At 65.8% G+C, this 26,126-nt stretch carries 28 protein-coding genes; 12 read left to right on the plus strand and 16 right to left on the minus strand.

Annotation, left to right across the window (positions count from 1 at the left end; all coding sequences use genetic code 11):
• Nucleotides 1–21: 21 nt before the first annotated feature.
• The 5 genes from SLQ31_RS24870 to SLQ31_RS24890 form a co-directional block, all read right to left on the minus strand.
• Entirely contained in the window at nucleotides 22–1,170 is a 1,149-nt protein-coding gene (locus tag SLQ31_RS24870; RefSeq protein ID WP_319436802.1) for an acyl-CoA dehydrogenase family protein, read from the minus strand.
• Nucleotides 1,170–2,324, minus strand: a complete 1,155-nt coding sequence (locus SLQ31_RS24875; RefSeq protein ID WP_319436803.1) for a thiolase family protein — start codon at nucleotides 2,322–2,324, stop codon at nucleotides 1,170–1,172. The genes SLQ31_RS24870 and SLQ31_RS24875 overlap by 1 nt, the downstream gene beginning before the upstream one ends.
• Before the next feature lie 25 nt (nucleotides 2,325–2,349).
• Nucleotides 2,350–3,564 carry a CaiB/BaiF CoA-transferase family protein gene (locus SLQ31_RS24880; protein WP_319436804.1) on the minus strand — a complete coding sequence of 405 codons (1,215 nt, stop codon included), beginning with the start codon at nucleotides 3,562–3,564 and terminating at the stop codon, nucleotides 2,350–2,352.
• Nucleotides 3,565–3,598: 34 nt separating this feature from the next.
• Nucleotides 3,599–4,777 carry an acyl-CoA dehydrogenase family protein gene (locus SLQ31_RS24885; RefSeq protein ID WP_319436805.1) on the minus strand — a complete coding sequence of 393 codons (1,179 nt, stop codon included), beginning with the start codon at nucleotides 4,775–4,777 and terminating at the stop codon, nucleotides 3,599–3,601.
• Between the two features lie 105 nt (nucleotides 4,778–4,882).
• Nucleotides 4,883–6,178, minus strand: coding sequence for an amidohydrolase family protein (locus SLQ31_RS24890; protein ID WP_319436806.1), 1,296 nt, complete (start codon nucleotides 6,176–6,178; stop codon nucleotides 4,883–4,885).
• A gap of 235 nt (nucleotides 6,179–6,413) precedes the next feature.
• On the opposite strand from SLQ31_RS24890, the gene SLQ31_RS24895 reads away from it, so the two are divergent.
• The 8 genes from SLQ31_RS24895 to SLQ31_RS24930 all read left to right on the plus strand — a co-directional run bounded on the left by SLQ31_RS24895 (nucleotide 6,414) and on the right by SLQ31_RS24930 (nucleotide 12,991).
• The gene (locus SLQ31_RS24895) at nucleotides 6,414–6,944 is read left to right on the plus strand and encodes a carboxymuconolactone decarboxylase family protein (protein WP_319436807.1); all 531 of its coding nucleotides are present in this window, start codon (nucleotides 6,414–6,416) and stop codon (nucleotides 6,942–6,944) included.
• A 5-nt stretch (nucleotides 6,945–6,949) separates the two neighbouring features.
• Nucleotides 6,950–8,293 carry an aromatic ring-hydroxylating dioxygenase subunit alpha gene (locus tag SLQ31_RS24900; protein WP_319436808.1) on the plus strand — a complete coding sequence of 448 codons (1,344 nt, stop codon included), beginning with the start codon at nucleotides 6,950–6,952 and terminating at the stop codon, nucleotides 8,291–8,293.
• Nucleotides 8,286–8,615 carry a hypothetical protein gene (locus SLQ31_RS24905; protein ID WP_319436809.1) on the plus strand — a complete coding sequence of 110 codons (330 nt, stop codon included), beginning with the start codon at nucleotides 8,286–8,288 and terminating at the stop codon, nucleotides 8,613–8,615. The genes SLQ31_RS24900 and SLQ31_RS24905 overlap by 8 nt, the downstream gene beginning before the upstream one ends.
• A 2-nt stretch (nucleotides 8,616–8,617) precedes the next feature.
• Nucleotides 8,618–9,835 carry a metal-dependent hydrolase family protein gene (locus tag SLQ31_RS24910; RefSeq protein WP_319436810.1) on the plus strand — a complete coding sequence of 406 codons (1,218 nt, stop codon included), beginning with the start codon at nucleotides 8,618–8,620 and terminating at the stop codon, nucleotides 9,833–9,835.
• A complete protein-coding gene (locus SLQ31_RS24915; protein ID WP_319436811.1) occupies nucleotides 9,816–10,250 on the plus strand; it encodes a nuclear transport factor 2 family protein in 435 nt (144 codons plus the stop codon). The genes SLQ31_RS24910 and SLQ31_RS24915 overlap by 20 nt, the downstream gene beginning before the upstream one ends.
• Nucleotides 10,247–11,371 (plus strand): acyl-CoA dehydrogenase family protein, encoded by a 1,125-nt coding sequence (locus SLQ31_RS24920; RefSeq protein WP_319436812.1) that lies wholly within the window; start codon nucleotides 10,247–10,249, stop codon nucleotides 11,369–11,371. The genes SLQ31_RS24915 and SLQ31_RS24920 overlap by 4 nt, the downstream gene beginning before the upstream one ends.
• A 23-nt stretch (nucleotides 11,372–11,394) precedes the next feature.
• Complete coding sequence (locus SLQ31_RS24925) at nucleotides 11,395–12,174, plus strand: acyl-CoA dehydrogenase family protein (RefSeq protein WP_319436953.1); 780 nt, start codon at nucleotides 11,395–11,397, stop codon at nucleotides 12,172–12,174.
• Nucleotides 12,175–12,337: 163 nt separating this feature from the next.
• Nucleotides 12,338–12,991 (plus strand): TetR/AcrR family transcriptional regulator, encoded by a 654-nt coding sequence (locus SLQ31_RS24930; protein WP_319436813.1) that lies wholly within the window; start codon nucleotides 12,338–12,340, stop codon nucleotides 12,989–12,991.
• A 9-nt stretch (nucleotides 12,992–13,000) separates the two neighbouring features.
• On the opposite strand, the gene meaB is transcribed toward SLQ31_RS24930, so the two are convergent.
• Nucleotides 13,001–13,900, minus strand: coding sequence for a methylmalonyl Co-A mutase-associated GTPase MeaB (gene meaB, locus SLQ31_RS24935; RefSeq protein ID WP_319436814.1), 900 nt, complete (start codon nucleotides 13,898–13,900; stop codon nucleotides 13,001–13,003).
• 112 nt (nucleotides 13,901–14,012) lie between these two features.
• On the opposite strand from meaB, the gene SLQ31_RS24940 reads away from it, so the two are divergent.
• A complete protein-coding gene (locus tag SLQ31_RS24940) occupies nucleotides 14,013–14,777 on the plus strand; it encodes an SDR family NAD(P)-dependent oxidoreductase (protein ID WP_108058585.1) in 765 nt (254 codons plus the stop codon).
• 18 nt (nucleotides 14,778–14,795) lie between these two features.
• Here the strand turns inward: SLQ31_RS24940 and SLQ31_RS24945 are convergent, their stop codons facing one another.
• Genes SLQ31_RS24945 through SLQ31_RS24960 form a run of 4 tightly spaced genes read right to left on the minus strand, consistent with a single transcriptional unit; the run spans nucleotide 14,796 to nucleotide 18,916 of the window.
• Nucleotides 14,796–15,560, minus strand: a complete 765-nt coding sequence (locus tag SLQ31_RS24945) for an enoyl-CoA hydratase/isomerase family protein (RefSeq protein ID WP_319436815.1) — start codon at nucleotides 15,558–15,560, stop codon at nucleotides 14,796–14,798.
• A 3-nt stretch (nucleotides 15,561–15,563) separates the two neighbouring features.
• On the minus strand, nucleotides 15,564–16,652 hold the full coding sequence (locus SLQ31_RS24950; RefSeq protein ID WP_319436816.1) for an acyl-CoA dehydrogenase family protein: 1,089 nt from the start codon (nucleotides 16,650–16,652) through the stop codon (nucleotides 15,564–15,566).
• Nucleotides 16,639–17,544 carry an acyl-CoA dehydrogenase family protein gene (locus SLQ31_RS24955; RefSeq protein WP_319436817.1) on the minus strand — a complete coding sequence of 302 codons (906 nt, stop codon included), beginning with the start codon at nucleotides 17,542–17,544 and terminating at the stop codon, nucleotides 16,639–16,641. The genes SLQ31_RS24950 and SLQ31_RS24955 overlap by 14 nt, the downstream gene beginning before the upstream one ends.
• Nucleotides 17,522–18,916 carry a class I adenylate-forming enzyme family protein gene (locus tag SLQ31_RS24960; RefSeq protein ID WP_319436818.1) on the minus strand — a complete coding sequence of 465 codons (1,395 nt, stop codon included), beginning with the start codon at nucleotides 18,914–18,916 and terminating at the stop codon, nucleotides 17,522–17,524. Before SLQ31_RS24960 ends, SLQ31_RS24955 begins: the two co-directional genes overlap by 23 nt.
• Before the next feature lie 135 nt (nucleotides 18,917–19,051).
• On the opposite strand from SLQ31_RS24960, the gene SLQ31_RS24965 reads away from it, so the two are divergent.
• Nucleotides 19,052–19,324: a 2Fe-2S iron-sulfur cluster binding domain-containing protein gene (locus tag SLQ31_RS24965; protein ID WP_319436819.1), complete on the plus strand. Its 273-nt coding sequence runs from the start codon at nucleotides 19,052–19,054 to the stop codon at nucleotides 19,322–19,324.
• A gap of 5 nt (nucleotides 19,325–19,329) precedes the next feature.
• Here SLQ31_RS24965 and SLQ31_RS24970 read toward each other — a convergent pair whose 3' ends face one another.
• The 5 genes from SLQ31_RS24970 to SLQ31_RS24990 all read right to left on the minus strand — a co-directional run bounded on the left by SLQ31_RS24970 (nucleotide 19,330) and on the right by SLQ31_RS24990 (nucleotide 24,163).
• Entirely contained in the window at nucleotides 19,330–20,367 is a 1,038-nt protein-coding gene (locus SLQ31_RS24970; protein ID WP_319436820.1) for a CoA transferase, read from the minus strand.
• A complete protein-coding gene (locus SLQ31_RS24975; protein ID WP_319436821.1) occupies nucleotides 20,364–21,320 on the minus strand; it encodes an LLM class F420-dependent oxidoreductase in 957 nt (318 codons plus the stop codon). Before SLQ31_RS24975 ends, SLQ31_RS24970 begins: the two co-directional genes overlap by 4 nt.
• Complete coding sequence (locus tag SLQ31_RS24980; RefSeq protein ID WP_319436822.1) at nucleotides 21,320–21,721, minus strand: cobalamin B12-binding domain-containing protein; 402 nt, start codon at nucleotides 21,719–21,721, stop codon at nucleotides 21,320–21,322. Before SLQ31_RS24980 ends, SLQ31_RS24975 begins: the two co-directional genes overlap by 1 nt.
• A complete protein-coding gene (locus SLQ31_RS24985; protein ID WP_319436823.1) occupies nucleotides 21,721–23,298 on the minus strand; it encodes a methylmalonyl-CoA mutase family protein in 1,578 nt (525 codons plus the stop codon). The genes SLQ31_RS24980 and SLQ31_RS24985 overlap by 1 nt, the downstream gene beginning before the upstream one ends.
• Before the next feature lie 97 nt (nucleotides 23,299–23,395).
• The gene (locus tag SLQ31_RS24990) at nucleotides 23,396–24,163 is read right to left on the minus strand and encodes an IclR family transcriptional regulator (protein ID WP_319436824.1); all 768 of its coding nucleotides are present in this window, start codon (nucleotides 24,161–24,163) and stop codon (nucleotides 23,396–23,398) included.
• 177 nt (nucleotides 24,164–24,340) lie between these two features.
• On the opposite strand from SLQ31_RS24990, the gene SLQ31_RS24995 reads away from it, so the two are divergent.
• Together SLQ31_RS24995 and SLQ31_RS25000 are read left to right on the plus strand one after the other, a co-directional pair.
• The gene (locus SLQ31_RS24995) at nucleotides 24,341–25,105 is read left to right on the plus strand and encodes a CoA transferase subunit A (protein WP_319436825.1); all 765 of its coding nucleotides are present in this window, start codon (nucleotides 24,341–24,343) and stop codon (nucleotides 25,103–25,105) included.
• Nucleotides 25,105–25,767: a 3-oxoacid CoA-transferase subunit B gene (locus SLQ31_RS25000; RefSeq protein ID WP_319436826.1), complete on the plus strand. Its 663-nt coding sequence runs from the start codon at nucleotides 25,105–25,107 to the stop codon at nucleotides 25,765–25,767. The genes SLQ31_RS24995 and SLQ31_RS25000 overlap by 1 nt, the downstream gene beginning before the upstream one ends.
• A 7-nt stretch (nucleotides 25,768–25,774) precedes the next feature.
• Here the strand turns inward: SLQ31_RS25000 and SLQ31_RS25005 are convergent, their stop codons facing one another.
• Nucleotides 25,775–26,059, minus strand: a complete 285-nt coding sequence (locus SLQ31_RS25005) for a DUF1330 domain-containing protein (protein ID WP_319436827.1) — start codon at nucleotides 26,057–26,059, stop codon at nucleotides 25,775–25,777.
• Nucleotides 26,060–26,126 lie beyond the last annotated feature (67 nt).

The following is a 26,126-nucleotide window of genomic DNA, read 5'->3' on the forward strand; positions in this document are numbered from 1 at the left end:
GGTACAGAACAGCGCCGACGGCTACAGCCCGAGCGACTTCGCGATGATCACCTTCATCACTTCGCTGGTGCCGGCATAGATCCGGGCCACCCGCGCATCGGTGTAGAGGCGGGCGATCGGATACTCCATCATGTATCCGTAGCCGCCGAAGAGTTGTAGGCAGCGGTCGATCACCCGTTGCTGCATCTCGGTGCAGAACAGTTTGACCCGGGCGGCGTCGGCACCGCTGAGCTCGCCCTCGACGTGCAGCGTCACCGCCCGGTCGAGCATCGTCTGGGCGGCCTCCACCTCCGTCGAGCAGGCGGCGAGTTCGAACTTGGTGTTTTGAAACGAGGCGACGGGCGTGCCGAATGCCTTACGGCTCTTGGTGTATTCGATCGCGGCAACGATCGCCGAGCGGGCCTGCGCCACCGAGCCGACCGCCACGGTGAGCCGTTCCTGGGCCAGATTGTGCCCCAGGTAGCTGAAGGCCTGACCCTCCTCCCCCAGCACGTTGGCGGCCGGCACGCGGACGTCGACGAACGACAGCTCCGCGGTGTCCTGCACCTTGCAGCCCATCTTCTCCAGCTCGCGCCCGCGGGTGAAGCCCGCCATCCCGTCCTCGACGACCAGCAGGGTCAGCCCGGCGCGGCGGTTATCCGGATCGGTGGAGGTGCGAGCCACCACGACCACCAAATCCGCCTGCATGCCACCGGTGATGAACGTCTTGGCGCCGTTGACGATGTAGTCGTCTCCGTCGCGCACCGCCGTCGTGCGCACGCCTGCCAGGTCCGATCCGGTGCCGGGTTCGGTCATCGCGACCGCGGTCAGCAGCGTGCCTGCGGCAAGCCCCGGAAACCACCGGGTGCGCTGTTCGTCATTCGCGTAGTGCAGGAAGTACGGCAGGATCACCTCGAGCTGGGTGCGCACCGTCGACAGCGTCACCAGGGCACGCGCCGCTTCCTCCTGCAGCACCACGTTGTAGCGGTAGTCGTCCTGCCCGCCGCCGCCATACTCCTCGGGCAGGGTGATCCCCATGATCCCGGTCTCCCCGAGCTTGGCGAACGTCTCGCGCGGCATCCGTCCCGCCTTCTCCCATTGCGGGTATGCGGGAACGACCTCCTTCTCGATGAAGTCTCGAGCGAGTTCGCGGAACGCCTCGTGGTCCTCGGTGAACAGGTCGCGGCGCATCAGGCTCCTGTGTTGATCAGCTCGACGACGGTGGCGTTGGCGGTGCCGCCGCCTTCGCACATCGTTTGCAGTCCGTAGCGAATTCCGTTGTCGCGCATGTGGTACAGCATGCGCGTCATGAGCACCGCACCCGAACCGCCGAGCGGGTGGCCCAGCGCGATGGCCCCGCCGAGCGGGTTGACACGGTCGGCGGCCGCACCGGTGTCGGCCTGCCAGGCCAGCGGGACCGGCGCGAACGCCTCGTTGACCTCGAACACTCCGATGTCGTCGATACTCAAGCCCGTCTTGCCCAGAACCTTCTGCGTCGCCGGGATCGGACCGGTGAGCATCAGCACCGGGTTGGCGCCGGCGACCGCGCCTGCGACATAGCGAGCCAGCGGTGTCCACCCTTGGGCTGCAGCATATTCGGCGGTGGTCACCAGCAATGCGGCCGCACCGTCGGAGATCTGCGAAGAGTTGCCCGCGTGAATCACGCCGTCCTCGGTAAAGGCCGGCTTGAGGCCGGCCAGTTTCTCGACAGTGGTACCGCGGCGGATACCCTCGTCGGCGCTGACCACGCCACCCTCGGTAGCCACCGGGACGATCTGATCGGTGAAGGCCCCGCGATCCTGTGCGGCGGCGGCGAGTTCGTGCGAGCGCGCCGAGAACTCGTCAAGGTCGGTGCGGCCCAAGCCCCACTTTTCAGCGATCATCTCCGCCGAAATGCCTTGGTTGAACGCGAAGTCGTCGTAGCGCTCGAGCACCTTGGGGCCGTACGGCATGCCAGAGGCACGCGCCGAGCCGAGTGGAACGCGGCTCATCACCTCGACGCCGCCTGCCACGACCACGTCCTGCTGCCCGGACATGACCGCCTGCGCCGCGAAATCGAGTGCCTGCTGGCTGGATCCGCAGGCCCGGTTGACCGTGGTCCCTGGAATGGACTCCGGCCACCCGGCCGCCAGGACGGCGAACCGGCCGATGTTGCTGGACTGGTCACCGACCTGGGACACGCAACCCCACACCACGTCGTCGACGGTCGACGGGTCGAGTCCCGTCCGCTCGGCGAGCGCGTTCAGCACCAGCCCCGACAAGTCGGCGGCATGCATGCCGGACAATCCGCCGTTTCGCTTGCCGACCGGAGAGCGCACTGCCTCGACGATCACCGTTTCCCGCATGGCTATTCCAGCTCCTTCGTATTTTTCACGCGACAACTCCCTGCTCACGCAGGCGGCCGATCTCGTTGTCGGACAAGCCCAATTCGGCCAGCAGGGCGTCGGTGTGCTCACCGAGGCCCGGCACCGGCCCCATCGGCTGCTCGTAGCCGGAGATGATCGGCGGCGGCAGGATCGCCTGGATCGGCCCGGCCGTGGTCTGCACCGTCCGCCAGCGGTCGCGATCCGACAGCTGGGGATGCGCCAGCACGTCGCTGGGCAGGTTATAGCGGGCATTGCCGATGCCCGCGGTGTCGGCGGTCTTCTGGATGTGCGCGAGATCGTGTTGGGCACACCAGGTTTGGATGGCCTCGTTGAGGACATCGCGGTTGGCGACGCGATCGGAGTTGGATGCAAAGCGCGGATCGTCAGCGAGGTCGGGTCGCTCGATGATCTCGCGAGCCAGTCGTTGCCACTCGCGGTCGTTGGTGGTGCCGAGCACGACCGTCTGATTGTCGGCGGTGTCGAAGGAGCCATACGGGGCGACCGCCGGGGAGTTCATCCCCAAAGGCTGCTGATCGATTCCGGAATGCTGGGCATAGGTCAGCGGATAGCCCATCAGGTCCATCATCGTGTCGAACAGGCTGACGTTGACCGCTGCACCGCGGCGCTCCCGGCCGTCCCGCGAGATCAGCATTGCCATGATCGACAGCGCCGAGTACAGCCCGGTGGAGATGTCGGCCATCGGGGGCCCGGGCTTGGCGGGCATGCCGGGATAGCCTGTGACCGCACATGATCCGGACTCAGACTGCGCCAACAGGTCGTAGGCGCGCTTGTTCGACAGCGGACCGCCGGCCCCGTATCCATCGATCTCGACGGCGATCACGTCGGGGTGCCGGTCGCGCAGCTGCTCCGGTGAAATGCCGAGCCGGGCGGTCGAGCCCGGCGCCAGATTCGAGACGAGCGCGTCGGCGCGGTCGAGCAGCCGATGCAGGATCTCGAGACCCTCGGCCGACTTGAGGTCCAGCGCGATCGATTCCTTGTTGCGGTTGGCCCAAACGAAATGGGCGGCAAGGCCACCGGGGCCGTTGACGACATCGTCGTAGTGGCGGGCGAAGTCCCCACCGGCGGGGTTCTCGACCTTGATCACGCGGGCACCGAAGTCGGCCAGCACGCGTGAGCACATCGGCGCCGCCACCGCCTGTTCCAGGGCCACGATCGTGATACCGGCCAGCGGGGCTGCCGGTCCTTGCGCAGAAGTCATCGGATCACCATACGGTCGGCCGGCAAGAGAGCCACTAGTAGCTCTTGGGCAGGCCGAGCACGTTGGCGGCGAGGAAGTTCAGGATCATCTCCTGGCTGACGGGGGCGATCTTCATCAGGCGCGATTCGCGGAAGAACCGGGAGATGTTGTATTCCTCGGAGTAGCCCATGCCGCCGTGAGTCTGCAACGCGCGGTCGGCTGCGGCGAATCCGGCGTCCGCACACAGGTATTTGGCCATATTGGCCTCCCGGCCGCACGGCTTTCCGTTGTCGTAGAGCCAGGTCGCCTTGCGCAGGATCAGCTCGGCGGCGTCCAGGCGCGCCAGCGAATCGGCCAGCGGGAACTGGATGCCCTGGTTCATCCCGATCGGCCGGTCGAACACCACCCGTTCGTTCGCGTACTTCACCGCCCGGTCCAGTGCCACCCGCCCAATGCCCAGCGCCTCGGCAGCGATCAGCATTCGCTCCGGGTTCAGCCCGTGCAGGATGTAGGAGAAGCCCTTGCCCTCTTCACCGATGCGGTCAGAGACCGGGACCCGTAGGTCGTCGATGAACACCTCGTTGGAGCTGACGGCGTTGCGCCCCATCTTCTTGATGGGCCGGATGTCGACGTGGTCGCGGTCGATGTCGGTGAGGAACAGGGACATGCCGTCGGTCGGCTTGCCTCCCCGCTTTTCCACGTCGTCGCGGCTCTCGGTTCGCGTCAGCAGCAGGATCTTCTCGGATTCCAGCGCTTTGGAGATCCACACCTTGCGGCCGTTGACCACATAGTGGTCGCCGTCGCGTTTGGCGAACGTCGTGATGCGCGAAGTATCCAGTCCGGCACCGGGTTCGGTAACGCCGAAGCAGACGTGCAGGTCTCCGTTGACGATCCGCGGCAGGGTCGCGGCCTTCATTTCGTCGGAGCCGAACACCACGACCGGCTGCATGCCGAAGATGGACATGTGGATCGCGCTGGCGGCGTTCATGGCGCCACCGGAGCGGGCGACCTCCTCGGCCAGCAGCGTGGCCTCGGTGATGCCGAGCCCATGGCCGCCGTACTCCTCCGGGATGGTCATGCCCAGCCAGCCGCCCGTGGCGATGGCGTCGTAGAACTCCTGGGGGAATTCGTGCCCCTGGTCCTTGTCCATCCAGTACTGGTCATCGAAGCGTGATGCCAGCTCCCGCACCGACTTACGGATCAGCTCCTGATCGTCAGTCAATTCGAAGCTCATGCCTGAAGACACACCCACACTCCTCTATTCAGTCGCCGGCACAGCCGACGACACCGGTGCGATCGGCATTCTGCGCACCGGCGCACCATCGCTGTTGCGGACTTTTCAGTCCGTGTTGCCGCTCATTTCCTTGGCATTCGCCGCGAAATCGGCGAAGTTGGCGCCGGTCTTCTCCTTCTTGGACAGCGCCTGGGTGGAAACATCATGTCCCTCAGCAGATTTACGTAGCGCGCCGATGGTGGCCTGTTCCCTGGCGATGTGCGTGAACGGATCCCAGTGATACCAGCGCATCGCGTTCTCGTACGTCATCTTGTTGATCTCGTCGTCGGGCACGTTGTGCTTCTTCAACACCTCATCGAGCTGCTCGGGGGCGCCCGGCCACATCGAGTCGCTGTGCGGGTAGTCCGCTTCCCAGCAGATGTTGTCGATACCGACGTCGTTGCGCAGCTGCACCCCGACGTTGTCGGAGATGAAGCACGTCAGGAAGTGATCCCGGAACACCTCTGAGGGCTTCTGTTTCCCGAAATCCTGGCCCGTCCACGTCGAATGCATCTCGTAGGTCCGGTCGGCACGCTCCAGGAAATACGGAATCCAGCCCGTGCCACCCTCGGAAAGCGCGATCTTCAGATTGGGATATTCCTTGATCGGACGCGACCACAACAGATCCGCCGCCGCCTGCACGATGTTCATCGGCTGCAACGTGATCATCACGTCCATGGGCGCATCCGGGGCGGTGATCGCCAGGCGGCCCGACGATCCGATATGCACGTTGAGGACCGTGTCGGTGTCGACGAGCGCGTCCCACATCGGCTTCCAGTGGTCGAAGTCATGGAAGCTCGGATAACCCATCGCCGAGGGATTTTCGCTGAACGTCAGGGAGTGCACACCGCGGGCGGCGTTGCGGCGGATCTCGGCCGCACAGGCCACCGGATCCCAGATCACCGGCAGCGTCATCGGGATGAAGCGGGCCGGATAGGCCCCGCACCACTCCTCGACATGCCAATCGTTGTAGGCCTGCACCAACGCCAGCGAGAAGTCCGCATCCTCAGTCGCAAACAGCCGGCCGGCGAAGCCGGGGAACGATGGGAAGCACATCGACCCGAGGATGCCGCCGGCGTTCATGTCCTTGACCCGCTCATCGACGTCGAAGCAGCCAGGCCGGATCTCATCGAGGCCCTGCGGCTCCAAGCCGTACTCCTCCTTGGGCCGACCGGCCACCGCGTTGAGCGCGACGTTGGGGATGACGATGTCGCGGAAGCGCCACATGTCCGAGCCGTCGGGGTTGTGGACCAGCCGGGGCGCGTCGTCGACGTACTTCTTCGACAGATGGTTCTTGAACATGTCAGGCGGCTCGACGATGTGGTCATCGACGCTGATCAGGATCATGTCCTCTTTGCGCATGGCACTTCCCTTCGCTGGCGGCCCTCTACTGAAAACTAGCTTCTCATTCCGCGAGAATCAACATCCGGTAATCGCCTTACCGGCGGTTCACGGCCGTAGGCTGACCCTCTGACACGCCCGCCCGACCTCGATTTTTCGCCCTGCTCACAGGCGGGGATTGACCTTCCGGCAAGATCATGGAAATCTGTTATCCGGATTTGAGAATGCGATTCTCCACCTTGAGAGGGGGTTACCGGTGCGCCTGACGCCGCTACCAGCGGAACAGTGGGACGACGAGGTGCAGTCCGCCCTGAAGGGCATGCTGCCGCGCGACCGGCAAAACCCCGAGGGTGCCGGGACAGCGTTGTCCACCCTCGTACGGCATCCCGACCTCACCAAGGCCTACCTGGGCTTCAACGTCTACCTGTTGTTCCGCTCCACGCTTCCGGCCCGGATCCGTGAGGTGGCGGTGCTGCGGGTCGCGCATCGTCGCGACTGCGCGTACGAGTGGGCGCACCACGTCGAGATGGCCAAGGCGGAGGGGCTCACCGACGCCGATGTCGAGGCCATCCGGCGCGGCGAGGCCAACGACGAGCTCGACCGGCTGGTAGTGAAGGCCACCGACGAGCTCGAGGGCGCATCAAATCTCACCGACGAAACCTGGGCAGCACTCGGCGAGCACCTCAACGAGCGCCAGCGTATGGATTTCGTCTTCACCGTCGGCAGCTACGGCATGTTGGCCATGGCGTTCAACACTTTCGGCGTACAGCTCGAGAATGAAAGGTAAGTGCGTTGGCATTTTTCCCGAAACCAGCTGCGGGTAGCTGGACAGAGAACTGGCCCGAACTGGGCACCGCTCCGGTCGATTACACCGATTCGATCGACCCGGAGCAGTGGAAGCTCGAGCAGCAGGCGATCTTCAAGAAGACCTGGCTGCAGATGGGCCGCGTCGAACTCGTCCCCAAGAAGGGCAGTTACGTCACCCGTGAGCTGCCGTCGGTCGGCCCCGGCGTGTCGATCATCATCGTCAACGACGGTGACGAGGTGCGCGCGTTCTACAACTTCTGCCGCCACCGCGGTAACAAGCTGGTGTGGAACGACTTTCCGAACGAAGAGGTCTCGGGTTCCTGCCGGCAGTTCACCTGCAAGTACCACGCCTGGCGCTACTCGCTGAAGGGTGACCTGACCTTCATCCAGCAGGAGGGCGAGTTCTTCGACGTCGACAAGGCGGACTACGGGCTGGTGCCGGTGCGCTGCGAGGTGTGGGAAGGCTTTATCTTTGTCAACTTCGACGACAACGCGATCCCGTTGCGGGAGTACCTCGGCGAGTTCGGCGAGGGCCTCGAGGGCTACCCGTTCCACGAAATGACCGAGCACTACAGCTACCGCTCAGAGGTCAACGCGAACTGGAAGCTCTTCATCGACGCGTTCACCGAGTTCTATCACGCACCGATCCTGCACATGAAGCAGGCGGAGCGGGAGGAAGCCGAGAAGCTGGCCAAGTTCGGCTTCGAGGCGCTCGCCTACGACATCAAGGGTGACCACTCGATGGTGTCGTCGTGGGGTGGCATGTCGCCGCCGAAGGACATCAACATGGTCAAGCCGATCGAACAGATCCTGCACAGCGGGCTGTTCGGACCGTGGGACCGGCCCGACATCAAGGGCATCCTGGCCGAGGAGTTGCCGCCGGCCATCAACCCCGGCCGCCACAAGACCTGGGGCACCGACTCATTCGAGTTCTTCCCCAACTTCACGCTGCTGTTCTGGGCGCCGGGGTGGTACCTGACGTACAACTACTGGCCTACCGCGGTGGATAAGCACATCTTCGAGGCCGACCTGTACTTCGTTCCCCCCACCAACCTGCGGCAGCGGCTCTCGCAGGAGTTGGCGGCGGTGACGTTCAAGGAGTATGCGTTCCAGGACGCCAACACGCTGGAGGCCACCCAGTCGCAGATCGGCACCGGGGTCATCAAGGACTTCCCGTTGTGTGATCAGGAAATCCTGCTGCGCCACCTGCATATGACCGCGCACCAGTACGTGGACAGGTACAAAGAAGCGATGGCCAACGGCAACGGGAACGGCTCAGCTGCCGCACTAGCCCCGAAGGCTGAAGAAAAGGATCCAGCAAATGCCTAAGCTGCCAGAGGAATTCGCCGACCTGGAGCGCTTCAGCGACTGGTGCCTGCCGACCGAGGAAGAGCGTTATCAGAAGCGGCTGAGGTCGACGATGGCCGAGATGCAGGAGTTGTACGACGCCGGCATAGCGCGCCTGGAAGAGATCATGGTCTACGTGGATGCGCGCTTCCCGCTCAAGGGGATGCCCGAAGATGCCAAAGCCCTGGTGCATCTGGGACAGTCGATCGTCCAGGTCAGCTTTCCGATCGAGGTATGGAAGCAGCCCCGCGTGCTCGACAGCGGTGCTGCCTATATCGAACTGATCAAGGAGCCGGTGGTCTGAGCGTGCTGACCCTGAAGGCTGCCGGGTACGTCGATGTCGACGCGGGCGAGATCGTCCGCCCCGGCATCGTGAAGGTCGAGGGCGACCGAATCGTCGCAGTCGGGGGCACTCCCGAAGGTGACATCATCGATTTGGGTGATGCCATCCTGTTGCCCGGCCTGATGGACATGGAGGTCAACCTCCTCATGGGTGGCCGGGGTGAAACCCCCGGTCTTTCCCAGGTTCAGGACGACCCGCCGACCCGGGTGCTGCGCGCGGTCGGCAATGCCCGCCGCACGCTGCATGCCGGCTTCACCACGGTGCGCAACCTCGGGCTGTTCGTGAAGACCGGCGGCTATCTGCTCGACGTCGCATTGGGCAAGGCCATCGACGCCGGCTGGATCGAAGGTCCGCGCATCGTCCCGGCCGGTCATGCCATCACCCCGACCGGCGGACATCTGGACCCGACGATGTTCGCCGCGTTCATGCCCGGCGCCCTCGAGCTGACCGTCGAGGAGGGCATCGCCAACGGGGTCGACGAGGTCCGCAAGGCGGTGCGATACCAGATCAAGCATGGCGCTCAGCTGATCAAGGTGTGTGTTTCCGGCGGTGTCATGTCGTTGACCGGAGAGGCCGGCGCGCAACATTATTCGGATGACGAGCTGCGCGCGATCGTCGACGAGGCACACCGGCGCGGACTGCGGGTGGCCGCGCACACCCACGGTGCCGAGGCCGTCAAGCACGCGGTGGCATGCGGCATCGATTGCATCGAGCACGGCTTCCTGATGGACGACGAGGCGATTCAGATGCTCGTCGACAACGACCGGTTCCTGGTGACCACTCGTCGCCTGGCGCAGGCGATGGACGTTTCCCATGCGCCGAAGGCTTTGCAGGACAAGGCGGCCGTGATGTTCCCGAAGGCCGAGACGTCGATCAAGGCGGCCTATGAGGCCGGGGTGAAGATCGCCGTCGGCACCGATGCGCCCGCCATCCCGCACGGCAAGAACGCCGACGAGTTGGTCACCCTGGTGGAATGGGGCATGCCGCCGGCGGCGGTGCTGCGGGCAGCGACCGTGGTGTGCGCCGACTTGATCAACGTCACCGACCGGGGCCGCATTGCCGAAGGGCTGCTGGCCGACATCATCGCCGTGCCCGGTGATCCGTTGTCCGACATCACCGTTACCAAGGACGTTCGCTTCGTCATGAAAGGCGGGAAAGTCTATGTCCACAAAGAGGACTGACGATATCGTCGAGATCCAGCAGCTGCTGGCCCGCTATGCGGTGACCATCACCCAACTGGACGTCGAGGGCCTGGTCAAGGTCTTCACCGAGGGCGGCACGTACAGCGCCTTCGGCGAAACCTATTCGCTGGGGCGGTTTCCGGAGCTCGTCGAGGCCGCACCCAAGGGGTTGTTCATGACCGGCGAGTCGCTGATCGAGTTCGACGAGAGCGACCCGGACGCGGCCACCGGAACCCAGCCGCTGTGCTTCATCGAGCATTCCGCGCACGACATGCGCATCGGCTACTACCGCGACACCTACCTGCGGACCGAACAGGGCTGGCGGCTGCGCACCCGCGCGATGACATTCATCCGGCGCACCGGTGTGCACGATTCGGGCCGTCCGCATGCGATCGGCCGGCCGGCGGGCGGATGACCACGGTAGCCGAATCCGGTACGACGATCGAAGAGTTCCGCAGTCGCCTGACGGCCTGGCTCGACGCCAACGACTTGACCCCCGGCCCGGATCATTCCCTGCCTGCTCACATCGAGCAGATGAGCCGGGTCCGCCGCGCCCTGTACGACGCCGGATGGATGCGCTACGGCTGGCCCGAAGAAGTGGGCGGCCTAGGCGGATCGGTGATCATGCGAATGGTGGTTGCCGAAGAAGTGCTCGGCCGCAACATCGCCGAGCCGGGCCCGTATTCGATGATGGAAGTCCTTGTGCCGACCATGATCTCGTATGCCCGCCCGGAACTGGCCGCCGAGATGGTGCCGCGCTACCTGCGCGGCGAGGAGCACTGGTGCCAGGGCTTCTCCGAGCCCGGCTCGGGCAGTGACCTGGCGTCGTTGTCCACCAAGGCCACCCAGCGCGGTGACGAGTGGGTGATCAACGGCCAGAAGGTGTGGACCAGCTTCGCCCAGTTCTCCAAGCGCTGCGTTCTGCTGACCCGCACCGGATCACCGGAAACCCCCAAGCACGAGGGCATCACCGCCTTCTTCATCGACATGGATTCACCGGGTATCACGGTGCGGCCGCTGCACACCATGCACGGCGTCGACGAGTTCTGTGAGGTCTACTTCGACGACGTGGTGGTGCCGGGAGATCGCATGCTCGGCAATCCCGGCGACGGCTGGCGACTGGCCAACGACCTGTTGCCATTCGAGCGATCCACCTGCTTCTGGCAGCGAATCTCGTATCTGTTCACCCGGTTGGACCGGCTGATCGCCGATGCCACCGACGCCGGGGACGCCGAACTCGGAGCGGCCTACCTGGCCCTGCACACCGTCCGCTGCCGGTCGGCGAGCACTCAGCACCGCTTCGCCGAAGGGGCGAAACTGGGCGCGGAGACCTCGATCGACAAGGTGCTGCTCGCGGGTGCCGAACAGCGCCTCTACGAGACCGTGCGCGATGTGTTGCCGGGAGTCCTCGAACTCGACGAGACGCCGTGGCTTTCGGAGTTCCTTTACTCGCGGTCGGCCACCATCTACGGCGGCACCGCGGAGATCCAGCGCAACATCATCGCCCGCCGACTCCTCGACCTTGGGAAGGAGTAGACGTGGACGACGGCGAACTCGGGATGCTGGCCGACACCCTGGAGAAATCGATGACCTCCGCGGCGGCCGCAGGCACACCCAATGTCGAGGATGTCCTCGCCGACCTCGGCTGGCTGGAGATGCTCGACGAGATCCCGGCCGAGGCAACCGCTCTGGTCTTCCGCCTGTTGGGCAAGACCGGCACCCATGCCGGTGTGGTCAACGACGTGGTGCTCGCGGCGGCCGGGCGTGAGCCGGGCGGCACGATCACGCTTCCGTACACCGGCGGGCGCTGGGTGACCTGGGAGCGCACCGACGGCCCGCAATCGGCGATGGATCCCGAACTGCCCATCCACCGCACCGACGCCGGCGACGACGTCCCGCTGGCGAAGGGGCGCCTCGCGCTGGGGTGGTGGCTGGCGGGTTCGGCCCGGGCGATGTTGGTGCTGGCCCGCCAGCACGCCGTGGACCGGGTCCAGTTCGGCAGGCCCATCGCGTCGTTCCAGGCGGTGCGCCACCGGCTCGCCGAGACCCTGGTCGCCGTCGAGGGCGCCGAAGCGGCCCTGTTCGCGGCCCAGGACAACGGGAGCGACCTGGGCTGCCTACTGGCCAAAGCGGCGGCCGGTCAGGCCGCGCTGACCGCGGCCAAGCACTGCCAGCAGGTGCTCGGCGGTATCGGCTTCACCGACGAGCACGACCTGCACCGCCACGTGAAGCGCGTCTACGTGCTCGACGGTCTGCTCGGTTCGGCACGCGACCTGACCCGGGAGGCCGGTGCGCTCGTTCGTTCGCTGGGGCACGCCCCGCGGCTGGGAAATCTGTGACGTACGCCATGACGGTGAATGCGCTGGTCACCCTTTAGACTGTGCGGAACGAAAATTTTGGTCCTTATTGGATTGAGAACGTAATTCTCGCCGCTGAGAGTAGTACTCTACTCAGCGTGAGCTACATCCGAACCGCTGATTCGCGTTCGTCTAGAGCCCGGCTGTGAACAGTCCGAGCGAAGAACCGGCCTGGAAACAGCGCGCTGTCGAGCGGTCCATCCGGACCGCCAAAGTGCGTGCCGGGCAGCGGGTGCAGCGATTCTTGGACGCCGCGCAGGCCATCATCACCGAAAAGGGCAGCACCGACTTCACCGTGCAGGAAGTGGTGGATCGGTCGCGCCAGTCATTGCGCAGCTTCTACCTGCAGTTCGACGGTAAACACGAGCTGCTGCTCGCGCTGTTCGAGGACGCGCTGAGCCGGGCCTCCGATCAGATCCGCGCGGCCACGTCGGCGCAGAAAGATCCGCTGGATCGGCTCAAGGTGGCCGTCACGCTGCTCTTCGAGCTCTCCCGGCCGGACCCCACCGCCCGTCGGCCGCTGTTCACCGACTTCGCACCGCAACTGCTGATCTCGCATCCCACCGAGGTGAAGGTCGCCCACGCCCCGCTGGTCGCGCTGTTCTCCGAGCTGATGATCGAGGCCGCCGCGGCCGGTGAGCTGCGCGAGGACGCCAATGCCCGCCGCATGGCGGCCATGACGATGCAGACCATCATGTTCATCGCCCAGTCGAGCTCGGTGGAAGACGAAGACAACCACATGCCGATCAGCGGCGACGAGGTGTGGACCTTCTGCTCCCAGGGCTTCGCCCGCAAGTAGCGCGCGTGCTCACTGCGGTTCGATCGGCGACCCGCCCGCAGGCAAAACTCTTGGCGTGATGAGCGTTTCTGCCGCGGTATAGGGATCGCAACGACCGTCGGCAACGGCGGCGGCCAAGGCATCGAGATCCGGGTGGCTGTGCAGGCGGCTCTGCGCGAGTGACAGCACCTGTGCCCGGGCCCGTGCGGCGCGCCTGGCGGGCGTATCGGCTCGGCGGTGGGCCTCGATCGCGTCGACGAGCTCCGCCACGCCCTCCGCCCGGGAAGCGACCAGCGTCAGCACCGGAACGTGTGTCTCGAACTTCAGGTCGCGCACCGTCTGCGTGGCGCCCTCCCGGTCGGCCTTGTTCACCACCACCAGATCGGCGACCTCGAGCAGGCCCGCCTTGGCGGCCTGGACCGCGTCGCCGGCGCCCGGATTGAGGATCACGATCGTCGGGTCGGCGACCGCGGCGATCTCGATCTCGGACTGCCCGACTCCCACGCTCTCCAGCAACACGACGTCATAGGCCAGCGCACCGAGTAACCGGATGGCGGCGGGCACCGCGGCGGCCAGGCCACCGAGATGACCGCGGGTGGCCACCGACCGGATCAGCACATCGGGATCGTTGATGTGCTGAGCCATCCTGATCCGGTCGCCCAGTAGCGCCCCGCCGCTGTACGGCGACGACGGGTCAACGGCAAGCACCGCGACCCGTTGTCCGCGTTCGCGATACGCCGCGGCCAGCACCGCGATCGTCGTCGACTTACCCGCGCCGGGCGGACCCGTCACGCCGACCACCGGCACCGCGGCCGAGCCGACCTGGGCGAGCACCTCGTCACGGCGGGCGCTCTCGACGAGGCTCAGCAGCCGCCCGACCGCGCGGGTGTTCCCACCGCGGGCCGCGGCGATCAGCTCGGCGACGTCCATAGTGGGCAACGCTAGCGCGGAGACGGTCACTGTTTCGGGTTGACCAAGTTCGGGCGACATGAGAATACTATTCTCTCAAGTAGAGAGCGTCAGTTGCAAGAAGGGTAATGCTATGCAGATCAGTGGGAATTCCGCCGTCGTCTTCGGTGGCGCGGGCGGACTTGGCGAGGCGACCGTGCGCAAGCTGCACGGGGCGGGCGTCAAGGTCGTCATCGCCGACCTGTCCGATGAGAAAGGCGAGGCACTGGCCGGCGAGCTCGGAATTCCCTACGTGCGCACCGACGTCACCAACGACGACGACGTGCTTGCCGCCATCGCCGCGGCCGAGGCGCTCGGCCCGCTGCGCGTCTCGGTCGACACCCACGGCGGCCCGGCCGGCGGCGGCCGGCTGGTCGGCAAGGACGGCTCCCCCATGGAGATGGAGGCGTTCACCAAGACCATCACCTTCTACCTGACCGCGGTGTTCAACGTCATGCGGCACGTCGCCGCAGCGATGGCGCGTCAGGAGCCCGACGAAAACGGCGCCCGCGGCGTCATCATCAACACCGCGTCGATCGCGGCGTTCGAAGGCCAGATCGGCCAGCTGCCCTACTCGGCCGCCAAGGGCGGCGTCGTCGCGATGACACTGGTTGCCGCACGCGATCTTTCGCCACTGGGCATCCGAGTGATGTCGATCGCGCCGGGAACCATCAACACCCCCGCATACGGCAAGGCCGCCGACCAGCTGGAGGCCTACTGGGGACCGCAGGTGCCGTTCCCCAAGAGGATGGGGCGCTCAGTCGAGTACGGCGCACTGGCACTGTCGATCGCCGAAAACGACTACCTCAACGGCGAGACCATCCGGCTGGACGGCGCACTGCGCTTCCCGCCGAAGTAGGTCACCTCTCCGAGCGCGCTACTTCTTGGCGATCAGCCCGTCGACGATCCTGTTGAAGTCGGCGGTGCCGAACGACACGTACTCGGCGAGGTTGGCGTAGTCCAGCGAGGCCATCACCGACTTCTCCAGCTGGATGTTCATCAGCCGCTTGGTGGCTTCGACCGCCTGCTGGGGCAGTTCGATGATCTTCTTGGCGCACGCGATCGCCTCGGCTAGCGGGTCGGCGACAACATGATTCGCCAGACCGAGCTCCACCGCGCGTGCAGCCTTGATGCGCACGCCGGTCAGGGCGAACTCCTTGGCCTGCAGCAGCGAGATCTGCGATCCCCACACCAGCGGGCCACCGTCGGCCGCGACCAGGCCGATCGAGACGTGCGGGTCGGCGAAAAACGCGTTCTCGGCGATGTAGACGATGTCGGACAGGGCGGCCAGGCTGCAGCCCAGGCCGACGGCCGGTCCGTTGACGGCCGCGATCACCGGAATCCGGCAGCGGACCATGCCGATCACCAGATCGCGGCCGTGCTTGATCGTCTTCTGCCGCAATGCTTCATCGTTGCGCAGCTCGTCGAGGTAGTTGAAGTCGCCGCCGGCCGAGAACGCCCGCCCCGCACCGGTGATGACGGCCGCCCGCGCGGAGGCATCCTCGTTGAGCGCCTCCCACACCTTGGCCAGCCCAACGTGCAGATTGTCGTTGACGGCGTTCAGCTCGTCGGGACGGTTCAGCGTGATGATGCGCAGTGCGCCATCGGCCTTGACGTCGATTTCGTCTGGCATGTCGTACATGAGCTAAATCCCCAATCCAAGGATGCGTCCGGCGATGATGTTCTTCTGAATCTGTGACGTACCGCCCATGACACTTTGGGCACGGCTGTAGAGGTAGGCACCGAACAACTCCTCGTCATCGGTGCCGACGGTGGCCAGCGCGGCATGCCCGACCGATTGCTCGGTCCAGGTCATCAACAGCTTGTCCAGCGAGCCGTCCGGCCCGTGCTTGATCCCGTCCAGCTGCTCGGAGAGCCGCCGCCGCACGTGCAGGCGCAACATCTCGGTCTGCACCCAGGCCCACGACAGTTCGTCGGGGGCCGGGCCGTCGACCCGAGACGCCATCTGGCGCACGAGCTTTCCGTACCGAGCCGAGAAGCCCAGCGTCGAGGGCTCGCGCTCATGGCTGACCACGGTCATGGCCAGCTTCCAGCCATCGCCCGGCGCGCCGACCATATTCTCGGCCGGAACGCGGGCGCCCTCGAACTCGACCTGACCGAACTCCTTGGTGACACCGCTGATCATCTTCAGCGGCCGTTGCACGATCCCGGGCTGATGCATCGTGACGATGAATGCCGAGATGCCCTTGTGCTTGGGCACATCCTTGTCGGTGCGCGCCAGGACCAGGCACCAGTCGGCGCAATCGGAGTAGCTGGTCCAGATCTTGTGACCGTTGATGATGTAGTCGTCACCATCGCGGGTTGCGGTCGTCGTCAACGAGGCCAGATCCGAACCGGCCCCGGGCTCCGAAAAGCCTTGGCACCAGCGTTCGGTGCCGTTGATCATGCCGGGCAGGAAGCGCTGGGCCAGTTCCTCACTACCGTGATGTCGCAGGCCGACGACCAGGTAGCCCAGACTGGGGCGTGCCGGTGCGCCGCCTTTGGCGATCTCCTCGTCGACGATGACGTCGAAGACGGTCGGCAAGCCCTGGCCGCCATACTCTTGCGGCCACGATGTGCCGAAGAAGCCGGCCGCATACAGGGCCTGGTGCCACTCCCCCGCTTTTGCCCAGTAGGCGTCACCGGAAGTAGGGAATTTGCCCTTCTGTTCTTTCAGCCAGCCACGCAGCCGCTCCCGGAAGGCGGCTTCGTCCGGCGAATCACGAAAGTCCAATGGTCAACTCCTCCAACTTGACTGGCCAAGCCTCCGTGGCTGCCAGCACCCGACGCAGATAGATATGGGCGAGGCACTCCCAGGTGTTGCCGATCCCGCCGTGCACCTGGATCGACATCTCAGCAACCGCAAATGCCGCCCGCGCACAATAGATCTTGGCCACCCGGGCGGCCTCCACAGCCTGCTCGACGGGAAGTTCGTCGACCGCCCAGGCAGCATGACGCAGGACACTGACCGACCCCTCGATGAGGGCCAGGCCCTCGGCCAGCATGTGCGCCACAGCCTGATACGAGCCGATGGCCGAGCCGTACTGTTCGCGCACTTTCGCGTATTCGGTTGCCAGCGTGTGGGTACCGCGGGCCGCACCGACCAGATCGGCCGTCGTGACCACCAACGCCAGGGCGTACCAGCGCTGCGCCTCCTCGGTGGTCAACTCCCCCACCGCATCGGGCGTGCCAGCGACCACGGCTGTAACCCTGGTCAGATCGGCGGCGTCGCGGGCGTCGCCCACGCCGACCGACTCCACGGTGATGCCGGTGAGTCGCAGCGCCGTACCGATACCGTCGGCGTCGATCACCGCGTCACCAACCGCGATGCTCGCCGGGAGCGGATCGGTGCCGAGCAGGCGGTACAGGTCATCGGCGAGCACGGGTCCCAGGAACGGGACATCGACCAGGCCACGCGCGAATTCCTCAGCGACCAAGGCGACTTCGACGCCACTGGCCCCATCGGACCGAAGTGACCGCCAGCCGGTCGCGTCGACGGTTTTGGCCAGCCGGGCCCGACGAGACTCGTCGTCCAGGTCTGCGACGGACCCGGGGCCGAAGTCGTCGGCCAACTTGGCCGCCGCGGCGCGCAGCTGCTGCTGCTCACTGGTCAGACGTACGTCCATACTGCTCCTTGAGAACTCGCCGCAGCGCCTTACCCGATGGCAGGCGCGGGATTTCGGGCACGAACACAATCTCACGTGGGCGTTTATAGGAGGCCAGCCGGCCGACGATCAGCGCGTCCAACTCCTCGGCGCTGACCTGCTCGGCGGTGGCCACCGCGACGATGACCGCCTCGCCGTCCTTATCGTCGGGCACCCCGAACACCGCGCAGTCCCGCACAGCCGGGTGCCCGTGCAGCACAGATTCGATCTCGACGGGGGCGACCTGGAAGCCGCGCACCTTGATCATTTCCTTGAGCCGGTCGGTGATTCGCAGCCAGCCGTCGTCGAGGTAGCCGACGTCACCGGTGCGATACCAGCCGTCGCTGAACGCATCGGCGGTGGCCTCCGCGGGGAGATACCCCGCCATCGCCGTCTCCGAGCGCACCTGGATCTCGCCGGTCTCGCCTGCCTGCACCGGCTCACCGGTTTCCGGCGACACGATGCGTACCGCCGGAATCGGCCGGCCCACGGTGTCCAGCCGGGCCTGGTCCCGGGGGCAGCATGCGATGACGGGCACTTCGCTGGTGCCGTAGGCCGAGATCCAGCCGATGCCGGTCCGCGTCGTCACCTCGTCGGCAACGCTGGCGGTGACCGGCGTGGCACACCACATGATGTAGCGCAGCGACGACAGGTCGAACGTCTCCAGTTTCGGATGCGACGCGATCGCCAACGCGATTGGGGCGACTGCCATTTCGACGGTGATGCGGTCATCCTGGATGTGCTGCAGCATCGTGTCGATGTCGAACCTGCGGTGCAGGCGCATCCAGGCACCCGCGTCGAGAACGGTGGCGATATTGAGCAGACCGAGGATGTGCGAGGGCGGTGTGACGATCTGCATGCGGTCGACAGCCGTCAAGCCCAGCGCCTGGCGCCATTGCCGCACACTCGCCGCCAGCGAGCGGTGAGTGTGGCGCACCGCCTTGGGCATTCCCGTGGTGCCCGAGCTGAAGACCAGCACCGCATCGGAATCGGCCACCGGCTCCCACGGGGTCGGCTCCGCCGGGTTGATCGGCTCGTCGAGGCTCAGCATCGGCATCACGTCGGCCAGCAGCGGGCTGTCGCCAACAGCGTGGTCGGCTTCCGCCACGTCCAGAGCATGACCGACATCGGCGGTCTTCCAGCTCGGACTGATCAACACTGCCGACGCCCCAAGACGCCAGATAGCCTGCACCGCGAAGATGAACTCGGGCCGGTTCGACGACATCAGCGCGACCCGCTGCCCGGCCTGCACGCCGCGGCGCGCCAGCGTCTCGGCCAACCCGGCGGACAGCGCGTCGACCTGGGATCGTGTGTAGATGCGATCCTCGAACGCAAGCACCCTCACGTCGCTCACGGCGCGGTCCGCTCGCACATGGTCCGTGACAATCCCATCGACAGGTCGGTAAGCCGAGAACATACTATCGCTAGTAGAGAATTGAATTCTCGTCTGGGTAGAATGATAGTGCTCAAAACCCGAGGAGAGAAGTAGATGGCCACGGCCACCATCACGCTGGATGGCAAGACCGTTACGGTGCCGGCCAATCCCGGCGACACACTGCTGGAGACCGCGCGACGGGCCGGCCTGTCGCCGCCCTACAGCTGCGAAGCCGGCAACTGCGGCACCTGCATCGCCACCGTCACCGACGGCACCGTCACGATGCGGGTGAACGAGGTGCTCGAGGAAGACGAGATCGCCGACGGGCTCGTGCTCACCTGCCAGGGCGTGCCCGACACCGACGTGACGCTCACGTACGACGACTGAATGGGTTACGACGACTGAAATTCGTCGAGCGCAGGCGGCGGCCGATAGTCGGGCTGATAGCCCACCACCCGGACGGGGCTGCCGACCAGGCGGTAATCCCCCGCGGTCACGATGACTTCCGGCGTCGCCTCGAGGGCGTCGGGAAGCGATCGCACCGCAGCAGCGGGAATGCCCAGCGGCCGTAGCCGCGCCTCCCAGCCGACCGCGGAGTCGGCGGCCAGTGCGTTCGTCACGATCGCCAGCACTTCGTCACGGTGTGCTGACCGCTCGGCCATCGTCGGGAAGCCCTCGATACCGGCCTCGGCCGCGAAGGTCCGCCAGAAACCGTCGTGGGTCACGAACAGCGCAAGGTACCCATCCGCGGTGGCGAACAGCTGGGCGGGAACATAGAACGAATGCGCGCCGAACGGATGCCTGCGCGGGTGCACGCCGTCGTTGAGGTATGCCGAGGCTCGATAGTTCAGCTGCGAGAACATCACGTCGCGCAGCGAGACGTCCACCTGCCCACCCTCGCCGGAGACGATCATCGCGAGAAGCCCCAGCGCCGCAGTCAATCCGGTGGAGTTGTCGGCCGACGAGTAGCCCGGCAAGGTCGGCGGCGCGTCGGGGTCACCGGTCATGGCCGCCACCCCCGTCGCGGCCTGGATCACGTAGTCGAACGCAGGGTCGTCGCCACCATCGAGTCCGTAGCCGGTCAGCGCGACACACACGATCTTCTCGTTGTGCACCCGTAGGGCGTCGTAGGTGAGACCGAAGCGCCGGATCACCGAGGGCTTCATATTGACCAGCAGCGCATCGGATTCCGCCGCCAGCTCCCCAAGCCGTTGCTGACCGGCCGCGGAAGCCAAGTCAAGGCATACGCTGCGTTTGTTGCGGTTGAGGCTCGCGAAATAACTCATCCCGACCTGACGAGAAATTTCCCCGCCCGGCGGCTCGATCTTGATCACCTGCGCACCGAGGTCGGCGAGCAACATGGTGGCGTACGGGCCCGCCAGCATCGTGCCGACCTCGAGGATCCGAATGCCGGCCAGTGGCCCCTTCATCGAACTTCAGCGGCGAGCTGTGAAATCACCTCTCGGGTGCGGTATTTCGAAGCCACCAGCTCGTCGCGGGTCTCCCCGATCGGCAGCAGCCGAACCGACAGATCGGTCACGCCGGCGTCGGCGAACGCGCGGAACCGCGTCAGGATTGCCTCTTCGTCACCGGCCGCGCAGAGATCACCGACGGTCTGGGCGTCACCGCGGTCGAGCAACTTTTGATAGTTCGGCGACGTCTCTGCCTCGGCCAGAATGCGGTTGGCCCGATCCTTGGCTGCGTCGATCTCGGAATTGGCGCACAGGCACACCGGGATTCCCGCCACGATGCGCGGAGCTTTGCGCCCGGCGTTGTCGGCGGCCTTGGTGATCCGGGGGGCGATGTGATCGCCGATCGCCCGCTCGTCGGCCATCCACAGCACGGTGCCGTCGGTGAGTTCGCCCGCGATCTGCAGCATCACCGGGCCGAGTGCGGCGACCAGCACCGGAAGCGGTGACTCCGCCTGCAGCACAGTCGGATTGTGCACGGTGAAGTTGGTGTTCTCGACGTCCACGTCGCCGGGACCCGCGAACGCCGCGTTGAGCACCTCAAGGTAGTCGCGGGTGTAGGCAGCGGGCTTGTCGTAGGGCAACCCCAGCATGTCCTGGATGATCCAGTGGTGCGAGGGACCGACGCCCAGCGCCAGCCGCCCGCCGCTGCCCGCATGTACGGACAGTGCCTGGCGGGCCAGCGCGATCGGGTGCTGCGCCTGCAGCGGAACCACTGCGGTGCCCAGCTCGATGCGCGACGTCCGAGCACCCATCAGCGCGACCATGGCCAGCGCGTCGAAGTCGTTGGGCACCTGCGGCATCCAGGCGGTATCGAAGCCGGCGGCTTCGGCCCACTCGATGTCTTCGATGAGCTTCTTCACCTTGCGGGCCATGTCGCCACGCTCGGCACCGATCATCACGCCAAGACGCATTACTCGGCCACCTGTTCTGAGGTCAGCGCACGGACGTCCCGGACAAGGGTGTCCAGCGACGTTCCGGTCGGAAAGACTGCGGCCGCACCGGCTTCCAGCAATTTGGGTACATCGCTCAGTGGGATCGTGCCACCGACGATGACCGCGATGTCACCCGCATCGGCGGCGCGCAGCGCGTCGACGGTGCGTTGGGTCAGCGCGAGGTGTGCGCCCGACAGAATGGAAAGCCCAACGACGGCAACGTCTTCCTGAAGAGCGATCGACACGATGTCCTCGATGCGTTGCCGGATTCCGGTGTAGATCACTTCGAATCCGGCGTCGCGCAACGCGCGGGCCACGATCTTGGCCCCACGGTCATGTCCGTCGAGGCCGGGTTTGGCGACTAACACACGGGCGCTCACTAGAAGACCACCGGCTGCTGGAATTCGCCCCAGACCGACTTCAGCGTGGAGACCATCTCGCCCACGGTGCAGTAGGCGTTGGCACAGTCGATCAGCTTGTGCATCAGGTTGTCGTCGCCTTCCGCCGAACGGGCCAGTGCGGCAAGGGCTTCCTTCACCGCGACACCATCGCGGTCAGCCTTCACTTTAGCCAGCCGTTTCAGTTGCTTGTCGCGTCCTTCAGCGTCGAGCTCATAGGTGGCCAGATCCGGCGCGGGCTCGTCGACAACGAACTTGTTCACGCCGACGACCGGACGCTCACCCGATTCGACCTCCTTATGGATCTTGAAGGCCTCGTCGGCGATCAGACCCTGCAGGTAGCCATCCTCGATGCAGCGCACCATGCCGCCATGCCCTTCGAGATCGGCCATGATCTCGATGATGCGTTCCTCGGTCGCGTCGGTCAGCGCCTCGACGAAGTAGGAGCCGCCGAGCGGATCGGCCACTCGGGCGACGCCGGTCTCGTAGGCCAGGATCTGCTGGGTGCGCAGCGCCAGCGTCGCGGACTCCTCGCTGGGCAGGGCGAACGGTTCATCCCAGGCGGCGGTGAACATCGACTGCACCCCGCCGAGCACCGAGGCCAGCGCCTCGTAGGCCACCCGGACCAGGTTGTTCTGCGCCTGCGGGGCATACAACGACGCACCACCGGACACGCACCCGAAGCGGAACATCGAGGCCTTGTCGGTCTGGGCGCCGTAGCGCTCCCGCACGATGGTGGCCCAACGACGGCGTCCGGCACGGTATTTGGCGATCTCCTCGAAGAAGTCGCCGTGGGTGTAGAAGAAGAACGAGATCTGCGGGGCGAACTTGTCGATGGTCATCCGGCCGCGTTCGACCACCGTGTCGCAGTAGGTGACACCGTCGGCCAGGGTGAACGCCATCTCCTGGACGGCATTGGCACCGGCGTCGCGGAAGTGCGCGCCCGCCACCGAGATCGCGTTGAAGCGCGGCACCTCGGCGGCGCAGAACTCGATGGTGTCGGCGATCAGTCGCAGCGACGGCGTCGGCGGCCAGATCCAGGTGCCGCGGGACGCGTACTCCTTGAGGATGTCGTTCTGGATGGTGCCGGTCAGCTTCTCGCGCGGCACACCCGCCTTCTCGGCGGCGGCGACGTAGAACGCCAGCAGGATGGCGGCCGTGCCGTTGATGGTGAAGCTGGTGCTGATCTGGTCTAGCGGAATGCCGTCGAAGAGGATCTCGGCATCGGCGAGGGTATCGACGGCCACGCCAACGCGGCCGACCTCCTCGCCGTACTCGGCGTCGTCGGAGTCGTACCCACACTGGGTCGGCAGGTCGAGCGCGACCGACAGCCCGGTACCGCCCTGTTCGAGGAGATAGCGATAGCGGCTGTTCGACTCCTCGGCGGTGCCGAAGCCGGAATACTGGCGGAAGGTCCACAACCGTCCGCGGTAACCGCTCGAAAAGTTGCCCCGGGTGAACGGAAATGCACCCGGAGCGGGAGGATCGCCACTGCGGTCGGCCGGTCCATACACCGGCTCCAGTGGGATTCCCGACGACGTTTGGGATTGGTGGTCCATCGGTGGATACCGTACTTGCAGTTTAGGAGAATGCCAATACCGCTTTGGGCAAGTCGTGTGCAGTTTCCACCGTCGGCGCTGGTGAGGACTGCGAGCCCTAGGAGCGGAGTCGGCCCGACAACGCGTGCGCCTGCTCGAGCAGCAGGGTCCCCAGTTCGTGGCGGCGGTCGGCCTTGAACCGCGTCTCGACGCCGGTGAGGCTCAACGCCCAGGACGGCCGGCCGCTCTGGTCGAACACCGCCGCGCCGATGCCCCAGCTGCCCTCCACGATCAGGGCGGGATTCACGGCATAGCCGGTGATCCGGGTCGCCTCGATCCTGGCCCGGATCGATTGTTCGCTGTGGTCGGCACCCCAGTCCGCCACCGGGCGGGCACGGGAGAAGTAGTCGTCGACCTCCTTGGCCGGTAGGTGACTCAGGATCGCCAGGCCGGCGGAGGCCACGCCGAGGGGAAAGCGGATGCCCTCCCGCAGGACGTGGGAACGCAGCGGAAAGCTGCCCTCCGCGCTGAGGATGCAGACGGTTTCGTCGCCGCGGCGGGCGGACAGGAAGGCGCTCTCGCCGGTTTCGGCGGCGAGCCGATTGACCACGTCGCGGGCTTGGCCGCTGACGTCGTACCGGTTGGCCGCGACGGCGCCGAGCAGATACATCTCTGGGCCCAGCGACCAGCGGCCGGTCTTGGCGTCGCGGTCGATCAACCCGACCTCGGCCAACGACGTGAGTAACCGGTGGGCGGTGGGGCGGGCGAGGCCGGCGCCTTTCCCCAGCTCCGTCGTCGACGCGCCCGCAGGTTCGGCGGCACTGACCGCACCCAGCAACGCAGCGACCCGCGCGACCACGGGCGATCGGTCCGGACGGGCAGTCACGGAAGCCGATCTTAGGCGTTCATCAGATGAACACTCAGGCAATCGGTTATCGCACTGCGAACATCTTCGGCACGGAATGTCGCGGGTGGTTGACTGCTCAGGACCGTACTTGTTGAGTGGATACCGGCAAGGCATTGCGTTTACAGAGTGGACGCCCGCTGGTTTTGGGAAGGTGCGATGACATCGAAGGTGTATGAGTCGGCTGCGAGCGCAGTTGCCGATATCACCAGCGGCGCGACGCTGGCGGTCGGCGGATTCGGCCTGTGCGGGATTCCCGACATGTTGATCCAGGCCCTGTCCGACGCCGGCGTTACCGACCTGCAGGTGTTCTCCAACAACTGCGGGGTCGACGACTACGGGCTGGGAATCCTCTTGTCCGACAAGCGCATCTGTCGCATCACCGCGTCGTATGTCGGGGAGAACAAGGAGTTCGCCCGGCAATACCTGGCCGGCGAACTCGAGGTCGAGCTCACCCCGCAGGGAACCCTGGCCGAACGGCTGCGCGCCGGTGGTGCGGGGATACCCGCCTTCTACACTCCCGCCGGGGTCGGCAGCGTTGTCTCCGACGGCGGACTGCCCTGGCGCTATGCCGACGACGGTTCGGTCGCGATCGCGTCACCGCCCAAGGAGACGCGGGTGTTCGGCGACAAACGGTACGTCCTGGAAGAGGCGATCAACGCCGACTTCGCCCTGGTGCACGCCTTGCGCGGAGACACCGACGGCAACCTGGTCTTCAACCGATCGGCGATGAACTTCAACCCGTTGTGCGCCATGGCCGGTCGCATCGCGATCGCTCAGGTCGAGGAACTGGTTGCGCCGGGCGAGATCGATCCGGCGACCGTGCATCTACCGGGGGTGTTCATCTCGCGCATCGTGCACACCGGAACGCAGCACAAGCGCATCGAGAAGCGAACCGTCCGCGCCGCACAGGAAGCGAACTGATGACTGAAGCACCAGCCACGGCAGGGTGGAACCGCGAGCAGATGGCGGCACGCGCCGCCGCCGAGATGATCGACGGCGAGTACGTGAACCTCGGCATCGGGTTGCCCACCCTCATCCCGAACTATCTGAGCACCGATGTGCGCGTGACATTGCACTCCGAGAACGGGATCTTAGGTACCGGGCCTTACCCCGCCGAGGATGCGGTCGACGCCGATCTCATCAACGCGGGCAAGGAGACCGTGACCGTCAATCCCGGTGCGGCGTTCTTCGATTCGGCGCTGTCGTTCGGGATGATCCGCGGTGGCCACATCGACACCGCGGTGCTCGGCGGCATGGAGGTGTCCCAGACCGGGGACCTCGCCAACTGGATGGTCCCCGGAAAAATGGTCAAGGGCATGGGCGGCGCGATGGACCTCGTGCACGGGGCGGCGCGCGTCATCGTGCTGATGGAACACACCGACCGCGCCGGCAACCCCAAGATCGTGAAGCAGTGCTCGTTGCCATTGACGGGCGTCGGCGTCGTCGACCGGATCATCACCAACCTGGGCATCATCGACGTCGTCGGCGACGGCACGCTGGTGCTGCGCGAACTAGCTCCCGGCGTCGAGGCCGCCGACATCATCGCGGCTACCGAACCCGAACTGACGGTGGCGCTGTCCTGAGCCGGCTTCAGAAGCCGGTGAGGATCACCGCGTTGCTGTCTGCGGCGGCTTGCCGGAGCACGCGCGCGGCGCTGTAGGCCTCCGAGTCGTACCACGCCTGGGCTGCCTCGACCGATTCGAACTCCAGCACGACCGTCTGGTGACCATGCCAGTTGCCCTCGAGCACTTGTGGTTTGGTGTCGACGGCCAGGACCTTGACCCCGCCCATCGCGGCGCCGGCGGCCTTCCCGTAGGCCTTCATACCCTCGGGGTCGTGGATTTCCTCGGTGACTATGACGTAAGCCTTGGCCATGCCGTTCCTCTCGTGTGAGAATCAGGTTCTCGCATTTCGAGTGACAGGTTTCCACGCCATTAGGGGT

Origin of the sequence: Mycobacterium sp. RTGN5 (assembly GCF_033804465.1) — a bacterium.
Classification (GTDB): domain Bacteria; phylum Actinomycetota; class Actinomycetes; order Mycobacteriales; family Mycobacteriaceae; genus Mycobacterium.

Coding starts and splice junctions, on each gene's coding strand:
- SLQ31_RS24955 (WP_319436817.1), bottom strand. CDS start 17,544: ATGGACGTACGTCTGACCAGTGAGCAGCAGCAGCTGCGCGCCGCGGCG.
- SLQ31_RS24870 (WP_319436802.1), bottom strand. CDS start 1,170: ATGCGCCGCGACCTGTTCACCGAGGACCACGAGGCGTTCCGCGAACTC.
- SLQ31_RS25000 (WP_319436826.1), top strand. CDS start 25,105: ATGACTGAAGCACCAGCCACGGCAGGGTGGAACCGCGAGCAGATGGCG.
- SLQ31_RS24905 (WP_319436809.1), top strand. CDS start 8,286: ATGCCTAAGCTGCCAGAGGAATTCGCCGACCTGGAGCGCTTCAGCGAC.
- SLQ31_RS24945 (WP_319436815.1), bottom strand. CDS start 15,560: ATGTACGACATGCCAGACGAAATCGACGTCAAGGCCGATGGCGCACTG.
- SLQ31_RS24970 (WP_319436820.1), bottom strand. CDS start 20,367: ATGAAGGGGCCACTGGCCGGCATTCGGATCCTCGAGGTCGGCACGATG.
- SLQ31_RS24985 (WP_319436823.1), bottom strand. CDS start 23,298: ATGGACCACCAATCCCAAACGTCGTCGGGAATCCCACTGGAGCCGGTG.
- SLQ31_RS24995 (WP_319436825.1), top strand. CDS start 24,341: ATGACATCGAAGGTGTATGAGTCGGCTGCGAGCGCAGTTGCCGATATC.
- SLQ31_RS24880 (WP_319436804.1), bottom strand. CDS start 3,564: ATGACTTCTGCGCAAGGACCGGCAGCCCCGCTGGCCGGTATCACGATC.
- meaB (WP_319436814.1), bottom strand. CDS start 13,900: ATGGACGTCGCCGAGCTGATCGCCGCGGCCCGCGGTGGGAACACCCGC.
- SLQ31_RS24915 (WP_319436811.1), top strand. CDS start 9,816: ATGTCCACAAAGAGGACTGACGATATCGTCGAGATCCAGCAGCTGCTG.
- SLQ31_RS24940 (WP_108058585.1), top strand. CDS start 14,013: ATGCAGATCAGTGGGAATTCCGCCGTCGTCTTCGGTGGCGCGGGCGGA.
- SLQ31_RS24890 (WP_319436806.1), bottom strand. CDS start 6,178: ATGCGCAAAGAGGACATGATCCTGATCAGCGTCGATGACCACATCGTC.
- SLQ31_RS24975 (WP_319436821.1), bottom strand. CDS start 21,320: ATGCGTCTTGGCGTGATGATCGGTGCCGAGCGTGGCGACATGGCCCGC.
- SLQ31_RS24920 (WP_319436812.1), top strand. CDS start 10,247: ATGACCACGGTAGCCGAATCCGGTACGACGATCGAAGAGTTCCGCAGT.
- SLQ31_RS24965 (WP_319436819.1), top strand. CDS start 19,052: ATGGCCACGGCCACCATCACGCTGGATGGCAAGACCGTTACGGTGCCG.
- SLQ31_RS24885 (WP_319436805.1), bottom strand. CDS start 4,777: ATGAGCTTCGAATTGACTGACGATCAGGAGCTGATCCGTAAGTCGGTG.
- SLQ31_RS25005 (WP_319436827.1), bottom strand. CDS start 26,059: ATGGCCAAGGCTTACGTCATAGTCACCGAGGAAATCCACGACCCCGAG.
- SLQ31_RS24925 (WP_319436953.1), top strand. CDS start 11,395: ATGCTGGCCGACACCCTGGAGAAATCGATGACCTCCGCGGCGGCCGCA.
- SLQ31_RS24875 (WP_319436803.1), bottom strand. CDS start 2,324: ATGCGGGAAACGGTGATCGTCGAGGCAGTGCGCTCTCCGGTCGGCAAG.